This window comes from Amycolatopsis sp. 3B14 (assembly GCF_050958625.1).
Taxonomy (GTDB): Bacteria; Actinomycetota; Actinomycetes; order Mycobacteriales; family Pseudonocardiaceae; genus Amycolatopsis_E; species Amycolatopsis_E thermoflava.
Genome location: NZ_JBHZEN010000002.1, coordinates 57778 through 77882 on the forward strand (window position 1 = coordinate 57778; position 20105 = coordinate 77882).

Consider the following 20105-nt stretch of genomic DNA (forward strand, 5'->3'; position numbering starts at 1 on the left):
GCGGCCTGCGCACCACCGGAGGCCCCGCCACCACCGACACTGCCCACCCCGCTCGGCCCGGAGCCGCCACGGGCGGCTTGGCCACCGCCCGCGCTGTCGCCCCGATTCCGGCCGGCAGCGGCCCGTCCGCCGGCACCCGCGGTCGCGCCGAGGTCGCCCTCCGTGCTCTCCTCCTCCGGCGCGCCATCCCCCTGAACCTGGTCGGGCCTGCCGGCCGGTGCGGCTCCGCGGGGCTCGTCCTCGTGGGGGCCGTCGGGCTTGTCGCTCCTGCTCATCTCACGTCGATTCCTCGGATCGGTCGGGTCAGTCCCTCGGGTCGTCCGGGTCCAGGCCGTGCAGCGGGAACAGCGCGCGGCGCGTGTCCCGGATCGCGACATCGACCGGGTCGTCCGCCCCGTCCCCCCACGAGCGGAACGTGGTGTCCCGGCCGTCGGTCATCTCCGGCGGCAGCTCAGCGCTCGGCGCGGCCCGCAGGACGGTGTTGACCCAGTTGGGCGGCAGCGGCGTCTCGGGCTTCACGTCGCGGTCTAGGACCGTCGCCATGAGGTGCGTCCACGAGCGCGGCACGACCCGGATCAGCTGATACCCGCCCCCGCCGACGGCGAGCCACCTGCCCTCGGCGTGACGCTCAGCGAGGTCACGGAGAGTAGCGTAAATGGTCCGGTGACCGTCGACGGACAACGCGAGGTCCGCGAGCGGGTCCTCCTCGTGGGAGTCGACGCCGCACTGGGTGACCAGGATCTGTGGCCGGAACACCTCGAGCAGCGACGGCACGACCGCATGGAAGGCACGCAACCAGCCGGCGTCGCGGGTGCCGGGCGGCAGCGGCACGTTCACCGACGTGCCCTCGGCCTCGCCGGACCCGGTCTCGGCGCTGTACCCGGTGCCCGGCCACAGCGTGAACGGGTGCTGGTGCAGCGAGACCGTGAGCACGCGGGGGTCGCCGTAGAAGGCGGCCTGCACGCCGTCGCCGTGGTGGACGTCGGTGTCGACGTAGGCGATGCGGTCGAAACCGTGGTCGAGCAGCCAGGAGATGGCCACCGCGCAGTCGTTGTAGACGCAGAACCCGGCGGCGTGGTCGCGCATGGCGTGGTGGAGGCCACCAGCGATGTTCACCGCACGCCGCGCCTCGCCGTCGGCGATCTTGCGCGCCCCGAGCAGGGTCGAGCCGACCACCAGGGCGGAGGCGTCGTGCATGTCGCTGAACACCGGGTTGTCGGCGGTGCCGAGGCCGTGGCCGACGTCCCAGCCCGCGGTCGGCGCGAGCTTGACCGCCGCCAGGTACTCCTCAGCGTGGATGCGGTACAACTCGGTATCGGTGGCGGGCTCGGGCACGAGCAGTTCCACGCCGTCGAGGACCCCCAGCTCAGTGGCGAGCCGCACGGTGAGGTCGAGCCGGACCGGGTTGAACGGGTGCTCACCGCCGAGGTCGTAACCGAGGAGGGCGGGATCCCAGACGACGGCGGGCTGCATGACGTCCGATGGTAGCCGTGAGGAGCGGGATTATCCTCCCGGTCACCTGGGGTGACCGTCGCCCGGAACGACTACCATGGATTGTCGCGGACGAAGGGGACATCGTGAACGATCTCATCGACACCACAGAGATGTACTTGAAGACCATCTTCGAGCTCGAAGAGGAAGGTGTCGTACCGCTGCGCGCCCGCATCGCCGAGCGGCTGCAGCAGAGCGGTCCGACAGTCAGTCAGACGGTGGCCCGCATGGAACGCGACGGACTGGTGCGCGTCGCCGACGACCGCCACCTGCAACTCACCGACCACGGCCGGGAGCTGGCCATCGCCGTCATGCGCAAGCACCGCCTCGCGGAGCGGCTGCTGCTCGACGTGATCGGGCTGGAGTGGGAGCACGTGCACACCGAGGCCTGCCACTGGGAGCACGTGATGAGCGAGGCGGTGGAGCGCAAGCTGGTCCGGCTGCTCGACCACCCGACCACCTCGCCCTACGGCAACCCGATCCCTGGTCTGGACAAGCTCGGCGAGGGCGGGCTGCCCGCGCCGCCCGCCGAGGCCGACCTGGTGCGGCTGGACGACTTCGCGCGGTCCGGCGGCGGCAAGGCGGAGATCCGGCGCCTGGCCGAGCACATCCAGCTCGACGAGAAGCTGATGGTGGACCTGAAGAAGGCGGGAGTCGCCCCCGGCAGCGTCGTGTCGGTACGCCGCGCGGACGGCGGCGGCACCGCGGAGCTGACCGGTGAGCTGGGCGCGGTCCAGGTGCCCATGTCGGTGCTGCACGCGGTTCTGGCGCAGGCCAAGTGAGCTCCGCGAGCGAGGCCGCGGAGGCGTTCCGGTCCGTGCACGGGCGGCCCCCGTCCGGCGTGTGGTCCGCGCCGGGCCGGGTCAACCTGATCGGCGAGCACACCGACTACAACGACGGTTTCGTGCTGCCGTTCGCCCTGCCGCACCGGCTGGCCGCCGCCGCGTCCCCGCGCGCCGACCAGGTCCTCACCGTGTCCACCCTCGGCTCCGACGGGCGCATCCAGGAAGCCCGGCCGGTCACGATCCCCGATCTCCGTCCTGGTGGTGTCGACGGCTGGGCCGCGTACCCGGCCGGGGTGGCGTGGGTGCTGCGCGACCACGGTGTCGAGCGCGGCGCCGACGTAGTCCTGGCCGGTGACGTCCCCACCGGAGCCGGGCTGTCCTCCTCCGCCGCGCTGGAGTGCGCGGTGGCGCTGGCCCTGCTCGGGCTGGCCGGCGAAGACGACCCGGGCCTGGAGCGGCGAGCTGAGATCGCCCGCTGGGCCCAGCGCGCCGAGAACGACTTCGTCGGCGCCCCGACCGGCGTGCTCGACCAGACCGCTTCGCTGTGCTGCGTCGACGGTCACGTGCTGTTCCTCGACGTCCGCTCCGGCGAGATGGAGCAGGTGCCGTTCGACGCCGCGGCCGCGGGCCTGCGCATCCTGGCCATCGACACGCGCGTCAAGCACGCCCACAGCGAGGGCGGCTACGGCGAGCGCCGCAAGGGCACCGAACGCGCGGCCGACCTGCTCGGCGTCAAGGCGCTGCGGGACGTGGACCCCGGCGACCTGGACGGCGCGCTCGCGCAGCTGCCCGCCGAGCTCGGCCCGCTCGTCCGCCACGTGGTGACGGAGAACCAGCGCGTGCTCGACGTCGTCGCCCTGCTCCGGGACGGCCGGATCGGCGACATCGGACCGCTGCTCACCGCTTCGCACGTCAGCATGCGCGACGACTACCGGATCTCCTGCCCGGAGCTGGACCTCGCCGTGGAGGTCGCGGAGGCCAACGGCGCCCTCGGCGCGCGGATGACCGGCGGCGGGTTCGGCGGCACCGCGATCGCCCTCGTGCCCGAGTCCGCTGTGGACACCGTCGAGGTGGCGGTCACGGAGGCCTTCGACCGCGCGGGCTACCGCGCGCCGCGTGCCTTCGTGGCGGTCCCGTCGCCCGGCGCCGGACGCGACGAGCTGTAATTCGGCGGGGCCGGACCTGTGCGTGGCTCACAGGTTGCTGGTCCACACTGGCGACACCTCCTTTTCGTTCTCGAGAAAGGCTTCCGACGAGACCATGGCTTCCGACTCCTCGCGCCTCAAGCTGATCGTCACGGGCGGTGCCGGTTACGTCGGCAGCGTCTGCACGGCCCGCCTGCTGGAGGCCGGGCACGAGGTCGTCGTCGTGGACGACCTGTCCACCGGCCACGCGGACGCCGTCCCCGACGGCGCGCGCTTCGTCGAGGGCGACGCCGCCGACGCGACGGCGTCCCTGCTCGGCGAGGGTTTCGACGGCGTGCTGCACTTCGCGGCGAAGTCCCTCGTCGGCGAGTCGATGCAGGACCCGGCCAAGTACTGGCACGGGAACGTGATCACCTCCATCCGTTTGCTGGACGCGATGCGTGCGCACGGCACGCCGCGCCTGGTCTTCTCCTCCACGGCGGCCACCTACGGTGAGCCGGAGCGCAGCCCGATCCCGGAGACCGCGCCCACGATGCCGACCAACACCTACGGTGCGTCGAAGCTCGCCATCGACCACGCGATCACCAGCTACGCGCGGGCGCACGGACTGGCTGCCGTGAGCCTGCGGTACTTCAACGTCGCCGGCGCGTACGGTCGCTTCGGGGAGCGGCACACCACGGAGACCCACCTGATCCCGCTGGTGCTGCAGGTGGCCACCGGGGACCGCCCGCACATCGGCATCTTCGGCGAGGACTACCCCACCGACGACGGCACGGCCGTTCGCGACTACATCCACGTCGCCGACCTCGCCGACGCCCACCTGCTCGCGCTGACGCACGCGCGGGCCGGTGAACACCGCATCTACAACCTGGGCAACGGCACCGGGTTCTCCGTGCGCCAGGTCATCGAGGCGTGCCGGGCCGTGACCGGGCACCCGATCCCGGCCGAGGTTGCGCCGCGCCGCGCCGGGGACCCCGCGATCCTGGTGGCCGCCAGCGACCGGGCCCGCGAGGAGCTCGGCTGGAAGCCCGAGCGCGCCGACCTGGAAGGCATCGTCCGCGACGCCTGGCGCTTCACGCAGGAGCGCAAGGCACTCGGCGGCTGATCCACTCGGTGGCTGGGGTCGGCGCCGCCCGAACGGCCTGGCCTGGGCGGCTGATGCCGGTCGGGAGTCTGCTCCGCCACTGATGTGCCTGACCGGCCTCCACAGCTGGCCCTGCCGTAGCCGACCTCCCCAGGGGCCCATCGTCATGCGTTTGCGCGCTGGCGCTTACGACTGGGTCATGTGGGCATGAGGCCTCCTTCCTGGCAGTCGCTCAGGCGGCGCAGCGTTTCGGGTGGGAGTTGGTGGCTGAGGCAGATCCGGAGGAGCTCCGCGAGGCGGTGGCCGGGGTGGGCGGCCAGCGCGTTGTCGAACGCCAGGGCGGCCAGGACGCCGTCGCCGCGGCGGTAGGCCGAGTAGCCGAGCAGCACGGCCGGCTCGGCGCGTTCCGGCATCGGGGTGCGGCGCACGAGTTCGAGCCACAGCCGTTCGGCGGCGGTGGCCGGGGGTTCGCCGGGCGGGTCGGCCGTCGTGAGGCAACGGTCGCGCACCGTGAGGTCCGACAGGGCCATTGCCAGGGACACCACGTCCTCGTCGCTCAGGTCGAAGTCGCCCGCGACGGCCCGCGCCAGGGCGGCGCGGACGACGGCGAGGTGCTCGGCCGACTGCGCCTCGCCGAACCAGTCCGGTGCGACCCGGTCCTCAGCTGCCCGCTCCGCCTCGACGTGCGAGTCCACTGCGGAACTGCTCGCCGCGGCACGCTTCGCCTCCTCGGAACTGCCCGCCGCGGCCAGCCCACCGGACGCCACCTCACCGAAACCCCCCGGCGCGGCACCACCCACAGCAGTCCGATCAGCAACCTCCGTCGCACCGAACCACTCCGGTGCGGAACTGCCCGCCGCGGCCAGCCCACTGGGCGCCACCTCACCGAAACCGCCCGGCGCGGCACCACCCGCGGCAGTCCGATCAGCAACCTCCGTCGCGCCGAACCAGTCCCGTGCGGCACTGCCCCCCGTGGCCTGTTTGGGCTCGTCGGGGCTGTCCGTAGCGGCAAAGTCCGGTCTCGTCGGCCAATTGTCGATCGCTGCGTCCAGCATGCGTTGTCGCCGGGTGATGGCGGCTGGGTCGTCCGGGTCGAGCAGTCGTGCCACTTCCCCGCGGCTGCCGTAGGTCACCTGGCCCGTCGTCGCCATCGTCGCGGCCAGCACGGTTTCCCGATCGTCCGGCAGCACGCCCCGCAGACACACCTCGTGGTAGCACCGCCACCGCGCTCCACCGCGGATCTCCGGCACCCACAGTGCGTGGTCGACCGGCCGTCCGGCGTCCCCGAAGGCGGACATCAACCGGCGGGCCAGGCCGTGGTGCGGTATCCGGCCCGGCGGCGCCCGGTGGCCGGGGCGGCGGCCGATGATCACGACCGTCACCCCGGCGCCGGGATGTCGGAGCACGGCGCGCACGAGCTCACGGGCCGCATCCGGCTCGCACGTCGAGTCGGGCAGATCGGCGCGGATCACGGGCGTGATCGGGCTTTCCCGGCCGCCGTGGTTGAGCAGGACGACGGACGGGCCGGGCCGGTACGTCAGGAGATGCGGCACCGCCGCGATCAGCTCGCCCGGGTCGGAGATGCGGACGGTGATCCGGCCGTCCGTGCCGGTGTCGGTGGTCGTGGAAGTCATGAATCCACTATGGGGCAAAAAACCGGTCTTCCCGAAACAGAACGGGATTCTGTGGATGGTTCAGGACGATGTGGACAACTTCCCGCCCGCGCGGGCCGCTGACGCGTTCCTGTCAGGGGTGTGCGGTAGGGTGCCCGCCCTGCTCCGTTCGGTCCACAGTAGATTCCACCCGACCTGACGAAGATCGACATGAGATCGCGCGGTTTTACCGTACGGTTACCTCCGCGGGGCACGAATCCGATTAGGTGGACGTTATGCGGGGCATGAAATGGCGCGTCGTGCTCGCCGGGGTGGGCGCGGGAGTCGCCACAGCCGTGGTCGTCACCTCGCTGACGATCGGCGAGGCGGACACCGGTTCGGTGCCCGTCGCGGCGCCCAGCACCCTGCCGCCGCCCAGCACCCTGCCACCGTCCGGCACGGCGTCGTCGAGCACACCGGTCAGCACCACGCACTCGACGCTGACCGCCGACGAGCGCACGCGGCTCGCCGCCGCCGCGACCGGTGCGGTCACCCACGAGGTGTCCGGGACCACCGTCGGCCTCGCCCTGTACGACACGGCCACCGGTGAACTGCTGGCCTCCGCGAACGGGGACCGGCAGTTCTACGCGGCGTCGGTGGTCAAGCTCCTGATGGCGATCGACGTGCTGCACACCGGCGGGTGGCACGCCCCCAGCGAGGGACAGCGCGAGCGCATCGTCGAAATGCTGTCGCTCAGCCACGACGGCGACGCCGAATCGCTCTGGAACTCGGGCGGGCGCGGATCGATCATCACGCGGATGGCTGATCTGATGAACCTGCAGAACACGCATCCGCCGCGGATTTCCGACCAGTGGGAGATGACCAGGACGACCCCGAACGACCTGGTGGCCATCTACCGCTACCTGGCCACCGAGGTGCCACCCGAGGCGCGGCAGCCGATCCTCGACGGGCTGGCGGCGATCCGGACCCCGGCCGCGGACGGCTTCCCGCAGTACTTCGGCATCCCCGACGGCCTGCCTGGGCTTCCGCGCGCGGTGAAGCAGGGCTGGATGGAGATCAACCGGGCCGTCGTGCTGAACACGACCGGGCTCGTGGGGCAGGACTACCGCTACGTCGCCGTGCTGCTGACCGAGCTGCCGCTGGGGACGAGCTTCGGCAGGGGACGTGCCGCGCTGACGGCCGGGATCAGCGCCCTGCGGCCGACCGTGAGCGAATTGCCCTGACCTGCTACCGCGGCTCCTGGTGGAAGCAGGGACCGCGGTTAGAATTCCGGGCCGATGGCCGCCAAACTGCACAACCGCGTCGCCTCCGTGGCGGGCGCCGCGCTCGCCCAGCGCAAGTACGTCGCCCCAGTCGAGGTGTTCACCGCACTCGGCTGGGTGCATCCCTCCCGCGTCGAAGAGTGGCGCCGCGGGCGGTTCAGCCCCCTCGCCAAGGAACTGCCCGTCGGCACCGCGCGCATCGCCGAAGCCCTGGAGTGCCTGGGCGACTGGGCGCGCGCGAACGGGCTGAGCCCGTCCGACAGCGCTTACGTCGCGGGCACCCGAGATCGCCGCGACCTGCGGTTCACCGAGGACGACGCGCTCGATCAGCTGTGCCGCACCCATTGGCTGGCCCCAGGACTGACGGACAAGCAACGCGCACGTCTCACCGAGCGGCAGAACAAGGCGCCGGACCTCGCCGTGACCATCGCCGGCAACGACTGGACCTGCGCCGGGTGCGCGACCCGTGGCGCGACCGGGGACCTGCACCTGCCCGAGGGTGACGGCCACCTGTGCCTCGCCTGCGCCGACTTCGACCACCTGGTCTTCCTGCCCGCCGGCAACGCCGCGCTGTCCCGCCGCGCGAAGCTGGAGAGCACCCTCGCCGTGCTGGTCCTGCGGTTCAACCGGCGGCGCAAACGCCATGAGCGGCAAGGGATCCTGGTCGAGGAAGCCGCGCTCGAACGCGCCGAACAGCAGTGCCTCGCCGACGAGGACGTCCGCGCCCGGCGCCGGGAACGGGACGCGTACCGCCGGGCCGCACAGGACGTCGAGTTCCAGGCCGCGTTCGCGGAGGTCGTCCGGCGGCTGTACCCGGGCTGCCCGGCCGAGCGGGCCCAGTTGATCGCCGAGCACGCGGGGACCAGGGGCAGCGGGCGCGTCGGGCGGTCCGCGGCCGGGCGGGCGCTCGACGAGGAAGCCGTGCGGCTCGCGGTGATCGCCTCGGTACGGCACCTCGACACCGCCTACGACCGGCTGCTCATGGACGGCGTGCCGCGCGCCGACGCCCGGGAGCGGATCCGGGCGGATCTGGACCGGGTGCTGGAAGGGTGGGCCCAGCCTTCAGCCGGGTGAACCGCGACGGCGAGAGAGGCGGTCCGGCCGGCTCAGCCCTGCGCGATGTAGGCGGCCAGTTGCTGCTGCGTCGCCTCCAGTTCCTCCATCCGGCTCTTCACCACGTCGCCGATGCTGACGATCCCGACCAGGCGCCCGCCCTCCACGACCGGCACGTGCCGCACCCGGCGCTGGGTCATCAGCACACTCAGGTCGTCCACCGAATCACGCGGGGTGCACGTCGCCACCACCGTCGTCATGATCTCCGACACCGGCCGCTTCAGCAGGGCGGGCCCGTGGTCGTTGAGCTTCCGCACCACGTCCCGCTCCGACACGATGCCCGCGATGCCGTCCTCCCCGGCCACGACCATCGCGCCCACGTTGTGCTCCGCCAGCCCGGCGAGCAGATCGGTGATGGACGACTCGGGCCGCACCGTGGCCACCCAGTTCCCCTTGCTCCGCAGTAAGTCGGCGATCCGCATCGACAGCCTCCAAGCTGCTCGTGACCCGGCTCACATCAGGTTAGAGCCCGGTCGCTGTCCGCGAAAGCCCGCAACTCCCGCAGCCCCGGCTCGATGCGGTCACGGGGGATCGCGCCGAAGCCGAAAACGAGTCCGTCCAGGGCATCCCGCACGCCCGTGAAGTCACCGAGCGTGTAGATCCGCACCCCCGCCCGTCGCGCGGCTCGCACCATCGGGCGTACCGGCGTCGCGCTGAACGCACTCACATGGAGTCCGGCCGACGACGGGATCAACCGCAGCTCCGGGAACTCGCGCGCGACGACCCGGCACACCACCTCGCGCCGGGCGGCGTACTCGCGGCGCGTGCGGCGGATGTGCCGCGCGAACTCGCCGCTGTCCATGAACTCCGCCAGCGCCGCCTGCGTGAGGCTCGCCGAGTGCCAGTCGGTCAGGTACTTCGCCTTCGCCAGCGCCGGCCGCAACCCCGGCGGCGCGACGAGGAACCCGAGGCGCAGCCCGGGCAGGAGCACCTTGGAAAACGATCCGATGTAGAGCACCCGTCCACTGGAATCCAAGCTGCGCAACGGTTCCAGCGGCCGCCCGGTGTAGCGGAACTCGGTGTCGTAGTCGTCCTCCAGTATCGCCGCGTCGTGCCGCCGGGCCCAGTCGATCAGGGCCACCCGCCGCGCCATCGACATCGACACCCCGAGCGGGAACTGGTGCGACGGCGTCACGTACACCAGGCGGCAGTCATCGGGGATGGCGTCGACGACGATGCCCTCGTCGTCCACCGGCACCCCGACCGGGCGCGCACCCAGCGTCGCGAACAGCTGACGCGGCGGCGGGTAACCGGGATCCTCGACGGCGACCCGGGCTCCCGGCTCGACCAGCACCCGGGCGGCGAGATCCACCGCCTGCTGCGATCCGTTGGTGACCAGCACGTCGTCCGCCGTGACCCGGACCGCCCGCGACACGCCGATGTGCCGTGCGATCGCCTCCCGCAGACCGGGGTGCCCCTGCGGATCGCCGTAGGTGAGCAGGTCGTGCCGCGACCGCCGCAGCTGCTGCGTGACCAGGCGGCGCCAGGTGTCGAACGGGAACAGCGAGACGTCCGGGGCGCCGGAGCGGAAGTCGAACGACGGCTGCTCGCGGAACCGGTCCGGCGGGCGGGGCACGTCGTCCCACACCGGGACCGCGGTGAGCGAAGCCGGCCCGCTGTCCGGTGGCCGGCCGTCCCGCCGGGCGCCCGCGCCGACGAACGTGCCCGCGCCGACCCGCGATTCCAGGAACCCCTCGGCGACCAGCCGGTCGTACGCGGCGCTGACCGTGTTGCGCGACACCGCGAGCCGTTGCGCCAGCTCACGGGTGGGCGGCAGGGCGTCCCCGTCGCGCAGGCGGCCGTCGAGGATCGCTTCGCGGATCTGGCGGTAGATGGCATCCCGCCGGCTCCGGCCGGCCCCCAGCTCGATCTGGATGTCCACCTCGCCAGCCTAATTGGCCCAACTCCGTTGGCCCAGCTTTGGACCTTCAGCAGGGCCACTGGCACTCCTAGGTTGACGACATGGACATCCGAGACCTCGACCGGCGGGTCCTCGCCGAGGTGGACAAGATCGTTTCCGGGGTAACCGACCTCAGACTGCGGACACCGTGCGCGGGGTGGACGCTCGGTGACCTGCTCACCCACCAGGTGAGCGAAAATCACGCCTTCGCGGTGGCGCTGCGCGAGGGCGCCGCGCCGGACTGGACGTCCGGAACGCCGGGTGACGACCCGTACCGCGCCTACGCGGAGTCGGTCGACGCCTTCCTCGCCGCCTCCGCCGACGACGCGGTGCTGGACCGCGAGGTGACGGTCCGCGAGTTCGGCACCTTCCCCGCCCCGGTCGCGCTCACCATGCACCTGGTCGACTCGGTCGCGCACGGCTGGGACCTCGCCCGCACCCTCGACGCGCCCTACGAACCCGACCCGGAGGCCGTGCACGTCGCGCTGCGGTTCGCCGAGCGGATGCGCACCCGGCCGCGCCCGGACGACGACGTCTTCGCGCCCGCCGTGACGATCACCCCGGACGCCGGTGAACTGGACCGGTTCCTCGCGCTGACCGGCCGCGACCCCGCCTGGCGTTGAAAATCATCCCCACCTGGCAGGATGGGGACATGGCTGACGAAGACCCGTACCTGTGGCTCGAGGACGTGACCGGCGAGCGGGCGCTCGACTGGGTCCGGCAGCGCAACGCCGAATCGGTCGCCGAGCTCACCGGCGGCACGCGGTTCGAGCAGCTGCGCGACGAGGCCCGCGAGGTGCTCGACGCCGACGACCGGATCCCCTACATCCGCCGCCGCGGCGAGTACTTCTACAACTTCTGGCAGGACGCGGCGCACCCGCGCGGCCTGTGGCGGCGCACCACGCTCGACTCCTACCGCACCGAGCGGCCCGAGTGGGAGGTCCTGCTCGACGTCGACGCACTGGCCGAGGCCGAGGGCGAGAACTGGGTCTGGCAGGGCGCGGCGGTGCTGCGGCCGTCGTACCGGCGCGGGCTGGCCGAGCTGTCCCGCGGGGGCGCGGACGCCGCCGTGGTGCGCGAGTTCGACCTGGAAGCGCGTGAGTTCGTCGCGGGCGGGTTCGAACTGCCCGAGGCCAAGAGCCGCGTCGGCTGGATCGACGAGGACCGCATCTACGTCGGCACCGACTTCGGCCCCGGCTCGATGACCGCGTCCGGCTACCCGCGGATCATGAAGGAGTGGCGCCGCGGCACGCCGCTCGCCGAGGCCGACACGGTCTTCGAAGGCAAGCCGGACGACGTCGCGGTGTTCGCCTACCACGACCCGACGCCCGGGTTCGAGCGCGACTTCGTCGGCCGCGCCATCGACTTCTACCGCACGGAGAAGTTCCTGCGCACACCCGACGGCCTGGTCAAGCTCGACGTGCCGGAGGACGCGCAGACCAGCACCCACAAGGAGTGGCTGCTGATCCGCACCCGCACGGCCTGGACGGTCGGCGGCCGCGACTACGCGCCCGGCACGCTGCTCGCCGCGCGGTTCGACGACTACCTGGCAGGCGAGCGCGACCTCACCGTCCTGTTCGAGCCGGACGGGCGCACCTCGCTGGAGGCCTGGGACTGGACGAAGCACCACCTGCTGCTCACCACCCTCGCCGACGTGCACACCGAGCTGCACGTGCTCACCCCCGGCGAGGACGGCTGGCGCCGCGAGCCGCTGGCCGGGGCGCCGGAGCTGGGCACCGCGGAGATCGTCGACACCGATCCCGACCACAGCGACGAGTACCTGCTCAACACCAGCGGCTTCACCCAGCCCGCGACACTCTCCTACGGGCACGTCGGGGGCGCGACCGAGATCCTGAAGCAGGCCCCGGCCCGCTTCGACGCCTCGGACATCACCGTCGAGCAGCACTTCGCCACCTCGAAGGACGGCACACGGATCCCGTACTTCGTGGTGCGGCCGCGCAACGGGGACGGCCCGACGATGCTCACCGGCTACGGCGGGTTCGAGGTGTCCCGCCTGCCCGCGTACAGCGGTGTGACCGGCCGCGGCTGGCTCGCGCGCGGCGGCACGTACGTGCTCGCGAACATCCGCGGCGGCGGCGAGTACGGGCCGGGCTGGCACACCGGTGCGATCAAGGAGAACCGGTACCTGGTCTACGAGGACTTCGCCGCGGTCGCCGCGGACCTCGTCGAGCGCGGCATCACGACGCCGGACCGGCTGGGCATCCACGGCGGCAGCAACGGCGGCCTGCTGATGGGCGTCATGCTCACCCGCTACCCCGAGCTGTTCGGCGCGATCGTCAGCCAGGTTCCGCTGCTGGACATGAAGCGCTACCACCTGCTGCTGGCCGGCGCGTCCTGGATGGCCGAGTACGGCGACCCGGACGATCCGGCGGAATGGGAGTACATCTCGAAGTACTCGCCCTACCAGAACGTCCACAAGGGACGGAAGTACCCGCCCACGCTGTTCATGACGTCCACCCGCGACGACCGAGTGCACCCGGCGCACGCGCGCAAGATGATGGCGCGCATGCTCGAGCAGGGGCACGACGTGCGGTACTACGAGAACATCGAGGGCGGGCACGGCGCCGCGGCGGACAACGAGCAGCTGGCCTACAAGTGGGCCCTGCTGTTCGAGTTCCTCTGGCAGAAGCTCAGCAGCTGACCGCTCGCCGCCACCGCGGCGGCGAGCACGAACGCCCAGCCGAACGCGCCGGTGGCCACCACCGCGCCCATCGCCGCGACGCCGACGGTCGCCCCGACCTGGCGGACGGCGTTGAGCAGGCCACCGGCGGTTCCGGCGTAGCCGTCGGGCGCGGCGGTCACCACGCCGGTGACGAGCGCGGGCAGAGCGAGGGAGACACCGAGGCCGAGCAGCAGGAGCCCGCACGCCAGCAGCGGGTAGGGCGCGTGGACGGTCGCGGCCAGGACAGCGGCGCCTGCGGTCAGCAGGGTCAGCCCGGCGACGACCGGGAGGCGCGGGCCGCGGGCGGCGACGATCCGGCTGGTCAGCAGCGGGTTGAACGCGGTCGGCAAGGTGAGCGGCAGGAACGCCAGCCCGGTCTCGACCGGGGTGAGGTGGCGTTCGTCCTGCAGCAGCAGGGTCACCGCGAACAACGCGCCGGAGAGCACGAAGTTGACCGCCGCGCCGGCGAACAGGTTCACCGCGACGCCCCGGCTGCGCACCAGGACCGGCGGCACGGACGGGGCCGCCGAGCGGCGCTCCCGGTGGACGAAGAACGCGAGCACCAGCAGCGCGAGGACGGCCGCGAGAGGCTGGGCGTCGACGATCGCCTCGGTCAGCAGGCCGAGGAACACGCACGCGGCGAGCTGGCTCCGGACGTCGAAGCCGCGACCGGCGGGCGCCGTTTCGCGGCCGCGGGTGAGGGCAAGTCCGAGGGCCGCGAGCGGCACGTTGACGAGGAACACCGCCCGCCAGTCCGCGAGGTCGACCAGCAGCCCGCCCGCGATGGGCCCGGCGGCGAGCGCGACGCCGGTGATGGCCGCCCACGCGCCGAGCGCCTTCGCCCGCGCGGCCAGGTCCGGATGCAGGCGGCTGATCAGCGCGAGGGAGCTGGGCAGGCACGCCGCGCCCGCGACGCCGAGCAGGACGCGCAGCACGACCAGGACGGTCAGGTTCGGCGCGAACGCCGAGACCAGCGAGAGGGCGCCGAAGCTCGCGACGCCCCAGCGGAACACGCGCAGCGGGCCGAACCGGTCGGCGAGGGCGCCGCCGCCGAGCAGGAACGCGGCGAACGAGACGGTGTAGCCGTTGACCACCCACTGCTGCCCGGCGACCGAGCCGCCGAGGTCGGCGCGGATGCCGGGCAGCGCGACGGTGAGGACGGTGGTGTCCAGCAGGACGAGGAAGTAGGCGAGGGAGACGCCGAGGAGGCTGCCCCGGGTAGCGGTTGTCGTCACGGCGGCGACTCTCCGGTTCCGGCGGCGTTCGCTCAACGGGCGCGACCGGATGCGGCGTCAGGTTTTTCCGGACGCCGGGGTTGGTTGGGGGTGGCGGTAGTGGGTGTGGTGGCGGAGCATGCGTAGAGGACGTCGCAGCAGCGTCGGGCTAGGCAGATGAGGGCGGCGTTGTGTTTCTTGCCTTCTTCGCGTTTGCGCTGGCAGTAGGCCAGCTCTGGTGGGGTGTTCGCCGTTGATGCTGGTGCCGGATTTGCGGGTGGTGGAGGCGATGCCGGCGTAGGCGGCCTGGTGTGCCGAGGACTTGACGGCGGAGGCGTCGCCGATCTCGAGGAGGGTGCACATCAATTATGTCCTCTACCTCGGTGGCGACCTGTTTGCGTTGCTGGAGCACGGTTTTCAGGCTGTCGGCGCGCCGGGGCAGGACGGTGTCGGCTGCGGCCGTTCCGGGGACGGTGACGGTCTGCTCGCCCAGCGCGGTCCAGATGTCGGCGACGAGTTTTTCGCCCGTGCGGGGCGCGTGAGTCGCCGCGATGGCGGTGACCTTGCGGCGTCCGGCCTTGCGGATGCCGGCCGGGGCCGCCGCAACGGGAGAGGATCTCAGCACTGCTGGGTGCGTGATTGTCGAACCGGAGTCGGGCTGCGCCGGGTTGCCCCGCCGCGTCGTCGCGGTGCCCGGGCGGCCGTGGGGCTGCTCCGCAGGCTGCGTTCGGTTTTTCCGAACACCTCCTGGCTAGAGTGGATCTCATGGAGTTGCGGCAGTTGCGGGCCTTCGTGGCGGTGGCGTCCGCCGGCTCGGTCACCGGCGCGGCCTCGCTGCTTGAACTGTCGCCCGCGACGGTCTCGGAGCACGTGCGCTCGCTGGAGAGCTCGCTCGGGGTGGTGCTGTTCGAGCGCAAACCGACCGGTATGGCGCTCGCCGAGCGCGGGCGCCTGCTGCTGCCCGAGGCGCGGCGGCTGCTCGACCAGGCCGAGTCGATCCGGCGCCTGGTGAGCGACGAGCGCACCCGGTTCACCGTCGGCGCGCTCGAAACGCTCGTCGCCACGCGGCTGCCCGCCGTCGTCGCCCGGCTCGGGGATCGCCGGCCCGACGTCGACCTGTCGGTGCGGTCCCTGATGCGACAACCGTTGCTGCGCGCGGTGGCGGACGGCTCGCTGGACGCGGGTCTCCTCCTGGACACCGGAACGACGCTGGGCACACTGGGGTTCGACGGCGGCGATTTGTCCTTTGTGGACATCGAGACGGTCCGGCTGCACCTGGTCGCCCGCCCCGGGTACGACGGCGACGCCCTGCTGGTCACGCCGGACGGGTGCTCGTTCCGGATGGCCGCCGACCGGTTGCTGGGCACGGGCGGTAGGCGCCTGGAGTTCGACAGCGTGTCGACGATCCGGTCGTGGGTGGCGCAGGGCCTCGGCGTCGCGCTGCTGCCGGACTTCGCGGTCGGCGGCGACCTCGCCGACGGCACGCTCGTCGCGCAGCCGCTCGCGGAGCGCGCCGAGCTGGCGTTGCGCGTGGTGTGGCGCACCGACCGGGAGGACGACCTGCGCGAGGTCCTCTACGCGATGGCGGCCTGAGCGGCCAGGAACTCCTCGAACGTGGTGCGGCCCGAGGTGTTCGGCGTCAGGTGGTGACCGGCCCGGTAGGCGCGGGCGGTGGCGCCGGGGAGCGGGACCGGCACGAGCACGCGCCGGCGGCCCCGGTGGCGCAGGTAGCTCCGGGCCAGGTCGGCGAAGTCCCGCACCTCGGGGCCGCCCATGTCCGGCGCCCGGCCGGCGGGGTCGTGGAGGGCGAGGTCCGCGAGGCGCGCGGCGACCTCGCCGGCGTCGACCGGCTGGAACCGGAACCCGGCGGGGTACAGGACGGCAGGCAGGCGGCGCTGGATCTCCACGACGCGGCACATCAGGTCGTGGAACTGCGTGGCCCGCAGGATCGTCCACGGCAGCCCCGACGCGACGACGGCCTCCTCCGCGGCGAGCTTCGCGCGGTAGTACGGGAGCGGGACCCGGTCGACGCCGACGATCGAGATGTACACGACGTGCGGGTCACCGTGGCGCCGCGCGATGTCGAGGAGAGTCCTGGTGGTGGCGACGTCCTTGCCGCCGAGCGTGGTCGCGCAGTGCACGATCACGTCCGCGCCCGCCACCGCCGCGTCGATGCCCTGCCGGGTGCGGAGGTCGCCGGTGCGCCAGGCGTAGGCCGTGCCGTCCGGCGCCGGACGACGGCTCAGCACCCGCACCTCCCGCTCCGGCGCGAGGAGACGCCGGGCGACCGCCCGGCCGAGCACACCGGTACCACCGGTGACGAGGATCGTTTCGCTCATGCTGAGAAGACTCGGCAGGCCGCCGAAACGTGACAGCGGCCGGGCGCGAAAGCACCCGGCCGCTGTGTCACATCATCAGGTCAGCTGCAGCCGGAGGTGGCGCCGCAGCCCTCGCACGCGTAGCACGAGCCCGCGGGGCGCATCTTCGTTCCGCAGGTCATGCACAGCGGGGCGTCGGCCGCCTTGCCGAGGTGCAGGTCCATCAGCTCGGCCGTGCTGTGCGCCGCGTGGGGCTGCTCGGCCGGCTCGGCCTTCGCGGGGCTCGAGTCGACCGTGCTGCGCAGCGCCTCCAGGTCGACCTGCTCGGCCGGCTGCGAACCGTAGCCCGTCTCCACCTGGGCGGCGCGCTCGGCCGCGGTGAAGATGCCCAGCTCGGCCCGCTTCTCGTACGGCAGGTAGTCCAGCGCGAGGCGGCGGAACAGGTAGTCCAGCACGCTGGTGGCGATCCGGATGTCCGGGTCGTCCGTCATGCCTGCCGGCTCGAAGCGCAGGTTCGAGAACTTCGAGACGTAGAACTCGAGCGGGATGCCGTACTGCAGGCCCACCGAGATCGACATCGAGAAGGCGTCCATGACACCCGCCAGCGTCGAACCCTGCTTGCCCAGCTTGACGAAGATCTCGCCCAGCCCGTCGTCCGGGTACGAGCCGGCGTGCAGGTAGCCCTCCGCGCCGCCGACCGTGAACGACAGCGTCTGGCTCGGGCGCTTCTTCGGCAGCCGCTTGCGGATCGGCTTGTACTCGACGACCTTCTCCGGCTCGGCGACGTCGGCGGTCTCGGCCTTCTTCTTCGCGCTGGACAGCGGCTGGCCGACCTTGCAGTTGTCGCGGTAGATCGCCAGCGCCTTGAGGCCCAGCTTCCAGCCCTGGAAGTAGATCTCCTCGATCTCCTCGACCGTCGCCGTCTCCGGCATGTTGACCGTCTTGGAGATCGCGCCGGACAGGAACGGCTGCACCGCGGCCATCATGCGCACGTGACCCATCGGGGCGATGGACCGCTCGCCGATGGCGCAGTCGTACACCTCGTAGTGCTCCGGGCGCAGGCCCGGCGCGTCGACCACGTGGCCGTGCTCGGCGATGTACTCGACGATCGCCTCGATCTGCTCGTCCTGGTAGCCCAGGGTCTTGAGCGAGCGCGGGATGGTCTGGTTGACGATCTGCATCGAGCCGCCACCGACGAGCTTCTTGAACTTCACCAGCGAGAAGTCCGGCTCGATACCGGTGGTGTCGCAGTCCATCATGAAGCCGATGGTGCCGGTCGGCGCGAGCACGCTGGCCTGCGCGTTGCGCCAGCCGTTCTTCGTGCCGATCTCGATACCCTTCTGCCACTCGCGGGTGGCCAGGTCGCGGATCGCCGCGTCGTTGGTGTGCATCGTGCGGATCGCGTCGTTGGCCGCGGCGTGCTTGCGCATGACGCGCTGGTGCGCCTCGGCGTTGCGGCTGTAGCCCTCGTACGCGCCGACCACGCCGGCCATCTCGGCCGAGCGACGGTAGGACGTGCCGGTCATCAGCGACGTGATGCTGGCGGCGAGCGCGCGGCCGCCGTCGGAGTCGTACGCGTGCCCGGTGGCCATCAGCAGCGCGCCCAGGTTGGCGTAGCCGATGCCCAGCTGGCGGAACTTGCGGGTGGTGTCGCCGATCGCCTCGGTCGGGAAGTCCGCGAAGCAAATCGAGATGTCCATCGCGGTGATGACGAACTCGATCGCCTTGACGAACAGCTCACCGTCGAACGTGCCGTCGTCCTTGAGGAACTTCAGCAGGTTCAGCGACGCCAGGTTGCAGCTGGAGTTGTCCAGGTGCATGTACTCGCTGCACGGGTTCGACGCGGTGATCCGGCCCGACTCGGGGCAGGTGTGCCAGTCGTTGATCGTGTCGTCGTACTGCAGGCCAGGGTCGGCGCACTCCCACGCCGCCTGCGCCATCGAGCGGAACAGCTTCCGCGCGTTCACGGTGTCGATGACCTCGCCGGTGAGGCGGGCACGCAGCCCGAACTCGGCGTCGGACTCGACGGCGCGCATGAACTCGTCGCTGACGCGCACCGAGTTGTTGGCGTTCTGGTACTGCACCGACGTAATGTCGGCGCCGGAGAGGTCCATGTCGAAGCCGGCGTCGCGCAGGACGCGGATCTTCTCCTCCTCGCGCGCCTTGGTCTGGATGAACTCCTCGATGTCCGGGTGGTCGACGTCGAGGACGACCATCTTCGCCGCGCGCCGGGTGGCCCCACCGGACTTGATGGTGCCCGCCGAGGCGTCGGCGCCACGCATGAAGGACACCGGGCCGGACGCGGTGCCGCCGGAGGACAGCAGCTCCTTGGAGGACCGGATGCGGGAGAGGTTGATGCCCGCGCCGGACCCGCCGCGGAAGATCATCCCCTCTTCCTTGTACCAGTCGAGGATCGACTCCATGGTGTCGTCGACCGCGAGGATGAAGCAGGCGGAGACCTGCTGCTTGGAGGAGGTGCCGACGTTGAACCACACCGGGGAGTTGAAGCTGAAGACCTGGTGCAGCAGCATCCAGGTGAGCTCGTGCTCGAAGACCTCGGCGTCGGTGGCCGTCGCGAAGTAGCCGTGCTCGGTGCCGGCCTTCACGTAGGCGTGCACGACGCGGTCGATGAGCTGCTTGAGGCTGCGCTCGCGCTGCGGACTGCCCACCGCACCGCGGAAGTACTTGCTGGTGACGATGTTGGTCGCGTTCATCGACCAGAACTCGGGGAACTCGACGCCCCGCTGCTCGAAGTTGATCGACCCGTCACGCCAGTTGGTCATGACGACGTCGCGCTGCTCCCAGGCGACCTCGTCGTACGGGTGCACGCCCTCGGTCGTGAACACCCGGCTGATCTTCAGCCCCCGCTTGCCCCGCTTCGCCGACTTGCCGCTCGCCGTGCTCGCACCCACGGTCTCGGTCATCGATTCGTCCCTCCCGCCGCGCGCCGGGCTCATTCCCCGGCCGCGCTTTCGTCGCCGTGCTTGTCTGCCATGGCCTTGCGCAGGTCCGCGATCTCCTTCTCGAAGTCCTCGACCGAGGAGAAGGAGCGGTAGACGCTGGCGAACCGGAGGTAGGCGACCTCGTCGAGTTCCCGCAGCGGCCCGAGGATGGCGAGGCCGACCTCGTGGCTCGGGATCTCGGCGACTCCGGCCGCGCGGATCGACTCCTCGACCCGCTGGGCGAGCTGCTGCAACGCGTCGTCGTCGACCGGCCTGCCCTGGCAGGCCCGGCGCACTCCCCGGACCACCTTGTCCCTGCTGAACTGCTCGGTGACCCCGGAACGCTTGACGACCGCCAGCACCATCGTCTCGGACGTAGTGAACCGGCGACCGCAGGCCGAGCAGGACCGCCTGCGGCGGATGGCCTGCCCCTCGTCCACTTCCCGCGAGTCGACGACCCGGGAGTCGGCGTGACGGCAGAACGGGCAACGCACTTTCCGAACACCTTCCCCTCTCGTCCCGCGGGTGACATCCACCCCGGCCCGCGCCGCCACG

General features: G+C 71.8%; 16 protein-coding genes and 1 pseudogene. 8 read left to right on the plus strand and 9 right to left on the minus strand.

Features of this window, described 5'->3' with window-relative positions; all coding sequences use genetic code 11:
- Nucleotides 1-303: 303 nt before the first annotated feature.
- Complete coding sequence (locus tag ACCP09_RS00785; protein WP_020421071.1) at nt 304-1473, minus strand: acetoin utilization protein AcuC; 1170 nt, start codon at nt 1471-1473, stop codon at nt 304-306.
- A gap of 104 nt (nt 1474-1577) precedes the next feature.
- Between ACCP09_RS00785 and ACCP09_RS00790 the strand changes: the two genes are divergently transcribed.
- The 3 genes from ACCP09_RS00790 (at nt 1578) to galE (ending at nt 4526) form a co-directional block, all read left to right on the plus strand.
- Entirely contained in the window at nt 1578-2273 is a 696-nt protein-coding gene (locus ACCP09_RS00790; RefSeq protein ID WP_020421072.1) for a metal-dependent transcriptional regulator, read from the plus strand.
- Entirely contained in the window at nt 2270-3442 is a 1173-nt protein-coding gene (gene galK, locus ACCP09_RS00795) for a galactokinase (protein ID WP_433742500.1), read from the plus strand. Before ACCP09_RS00790 ends, galK begins: the two co-directional genes overlap by 4 nt.
- Before the next feature lie 94 nt (nt 3443-3536).
- Nucleotides 3537-4526 (plus strand): UDP-glucose 4-epimerase GalE, encoded by a 990-nt coding sequence (gene galE, locus ACCP09_RS00800; RefSeq protein ID WP_378334001.1) that lies wholly within the window; start codon nt 3537-3539, stop codon nt 4524-4526.
- 176 nt (nt 4527-4702) lie between these two features.
- Here galE and ACCP09_RS00805 read toward each other — a convergent pair whose 3' ends face one another.
- Entirely contained in the window at nt 4703-6139 is a 1437-nt protein-coding gene (locus ACCP09_RS00805; protein ID WP_433742502.1) for a DUF4192 domain-containing protein, read from the minus strand.
- A gap of 254 nt (nt 6140-6393) precedes the next feature.
- Here ACCP09_RS00805 and ACCP09_RS00810 point away from each other — a divergent pair, with 254 nt between their 5' ends.
- Nucleotides 6394-7341 (plus strand): hypothetical protein, encoded by a 948-nt coding sequence (locus ACCP09_RS00810; protein WP_431905690.1) that lies wholly within the window; start codon nt 6394-6396, stop codon nt 7339-7341.
- 54 nt (nt 7342-7395) lie between these two features.
- On the plus strand, nt 7396-8454 hold the full coding sequence (locus tag ACCP09_RS00815; RefSeq protein ID WP_433742505.1) for a DUF2293 domain-containing protein: 1059 nt from the start codon (nt 7396-7398) through the stop codon (nt 8452-8454).
- A gap of 32 nt (nt 8455-8486) precedes the next feature.
- Here ACCP09_RS00815 and ACCP09_RS00820 read toward each other — a convergent pair whose 3' ends face one another.
- On the minus strand, nt 8487-8915 hold the full coding sequence (locus tag ACCP09_RS00820) for a CBS domain-containing protein (protein WP_027934916.1): 429 nt from the start codon (nt 8913-8915) through the stop codon (nt 8487-8489).
- A 35-nt stretch (nt 8916-8950) separates the two neighbouring features.
- A complete protein-coding gene (locus ACCP09_RS00825) occupies nt 8951-10375 on the minus strand; it encodes a PLP-dependent aminotransferase family protein (protein ID WP_433742508.1) in 1425 nt (474 codons plus the stop codon).
- 80 nt (nt 10376-10455) lie between these two features.
- Here ACCP09_RS00825 and ACCP09_RS00830 point away from each other — a divergent pair, with 80 nt between their 5' ends.
- Both ACCP09_RS00830 and ACCP09_RS00835 read left to right on the plus strand, forming a co-directional pair.
- Nucleotides 10456-11016 carry a TIGR03086 family metal-binding protein gene (locus ACCP09_RS00830; protein WP_433742510.1) on the plus strand — a complete coding sequence of 187 codons (561 nt, stop codon included), beginning with the start codon at nt 10456-10458 and terminating at the stop codon, nt 11014-11016.
- A 29-nt stretch (nt 11017-11045) separates the two neighbouring features.
- Nucleotides 11046-13055 (plus strand): prolyl oligopeptidase family serine peptidase, encoded by a 2010-nt coding sequence (locus ACCP09_RS00835; protein ID WP_433742512.1) that lies wholly within the window; start codon nt 11046-11048, stop codon nt 13053-13055.
- On the opposite strand, the gene ACCP09_RS00840 is transcribed toward ACCP09_RS00835, so the two are convergent.
- Nucleotides 13004-14311, minus strand: a complete 1308-nt coding sequence (locus ACCP09_RS00840; protein WP_433742514.1) for an MFS transporter — start codon at nt 14309-14311, stop codon at nt 13004-13006. The genes ACCP09_RS00835 and ACCP09_RS00840 overlap by 52 nt on opposite strands.
- 57 nt (nt 14312-14368) lie before the next feature.
- Nucleotides 14369-14939 (minus strand): annotated as a pseudogene (locus ACCP09_RS00845) (IS110 family transposase); the annotation flags it as partial.
- Between the two features lie 116 nt (nt 14940-15055).
- Between ACCP09_RS00845 and ACCP09_RS00850 the strand changes: the two are divergent.
- A complete protein-coding gene (locus tag ACCP09_RS00850; RefSeq protein ID WP_123685444.1) occupies nt 15056-15883 on the plus strand; it encodes a LysR family transcriptional regulator in 828 nt (275 codons plus the stop codon).
- Here ACCP09_RS00850 and ACCP09_RS00855 read toward each other — a convergent pair.
- The 3 genes from ACCP09_RS00855 to nrdR all read right to left on the minus strand — a co-directional run bounded on the left by ACCP09_RS00855 (nt 15865) and on the right by nrdR (nt 20044).
- Nucleotides 15865-16629, minus strand: a complete 765-nt coding sequence (locus ACCP09_RS00855) for an SDR family oxidoreductase (protein WP_433742516.1) — start codon at nt 16627-16629, stop codon at nt 15865-15867. The two genes, ACCP09_RS00850 and ACCP09_RS00855, sit on opposite strands and share 19 nt — an antisense overlap.
- Before the next feature lie 80 nt (nt 16630-16709).
- Nucleotides 16710-19532, minus strand: a complete 2823-nt coding sequence (locus tag ACCP09_RS00860; RefSeq protein WP_123685442.1) for a vitamin B12-dependent ribonucleotide reductase — start codon at nt 19530-19532, stop codon at nt 16710-16712.
- Nucleotides 19533-19561: 29 nt separating this feature from the next.
- Nucleotides 19562-20044, minus strand: a complete 483-nt coding sequence (nrdR, locus tag ACCP09_RS00865; protein WP_017983911.1) for a transcriptional regulator NrdR — start codon at nt 20042-20044, stop codon at nt 19562-19564.
- Nucleotides 20045-20105: the final 61 nt, after the last annotated feature.

Bases quoted from the DNA above. Each gene is read 5' to 3' on its own strand.
- ACCP09_RS00815 (WP_433742505.1), top strand. From the start codon at position 7,396: ATGGCCGCCAAACTGCACAACCGCGTCGCCTCCGTGGCGGGCGCCGCG.
- ACCP09_RS00805 (WP_433742502.1), bottom strand. From the start codon at position 6,139: ATGACTTCCACGACCACCGACACCGGCACGGACGGCCGGATCACCGTC.
- galE (WP_378334001.1), top strand. From the start codon at position 3,537: ATGGCTTCCGACTCCTCGCGCCTCAAGCTGATCGTCACGGGCGGTGCC.
- ACCP09_RS00860 (WP_123685442.1), bottom strand. From the start codon at position 19,532: ATGACCGAGACCGTGGGTGCGAGCACGGCGAGCGGCAAGTCGGCGAAG.
- ACCP09_RS00835 (WP_433742512.1), top strand. From the start codon at position 11,046: ATGGCTGACGAAGACCCGTACCTGTGGCTCGAGGACGTGACCGGCGAG.
- ACCP09_RS00830 (WP_433742510.1), top strand. From the start codon at position 10,456: ATGGACATCCGAGACCTCGACCGGCGGGTCCTCGCCGAGGTGGACAAG.
- ACCP09_RS00810 (WP_431905690.1), top strand. From the start codon at position 6,394: ATGCGGGGCATGAAATGGCGCGTCGTGCTCGCCGGGGTGGGCGCGGGA.
- ACCP09_RS00850 (WP_123685444.1), top strand. From the start codon at position 15,056: ATGGAGTTGCGGCAGTTGCGGGCCTTCGTGGCGGTGGCGTCCGCCGGC.
- ACCP09_RS00785 (WP_020421071.1), bottom strand. From the start codon at position 1,473: ATGCAGCCCGCCGTCGTCTGGGATCCCGCCCTCCTCGGTTACGACCTC.
- ACCP09_RS00855 (WP_433742516.1), bottom strand. From the start codon at position 16,629: ATGAGCGAAACGATCCTCGTCACCGGTGGTACCGGTGTGCTCGGCCGG.
- ACCP09_RS00820 (WP_027934916.1), bottom strand. From the start codon at position 8,915: ATGCGGATCGCCGACTTACTGCGGAGCAAGGGGAACTGGGTGGCCACG.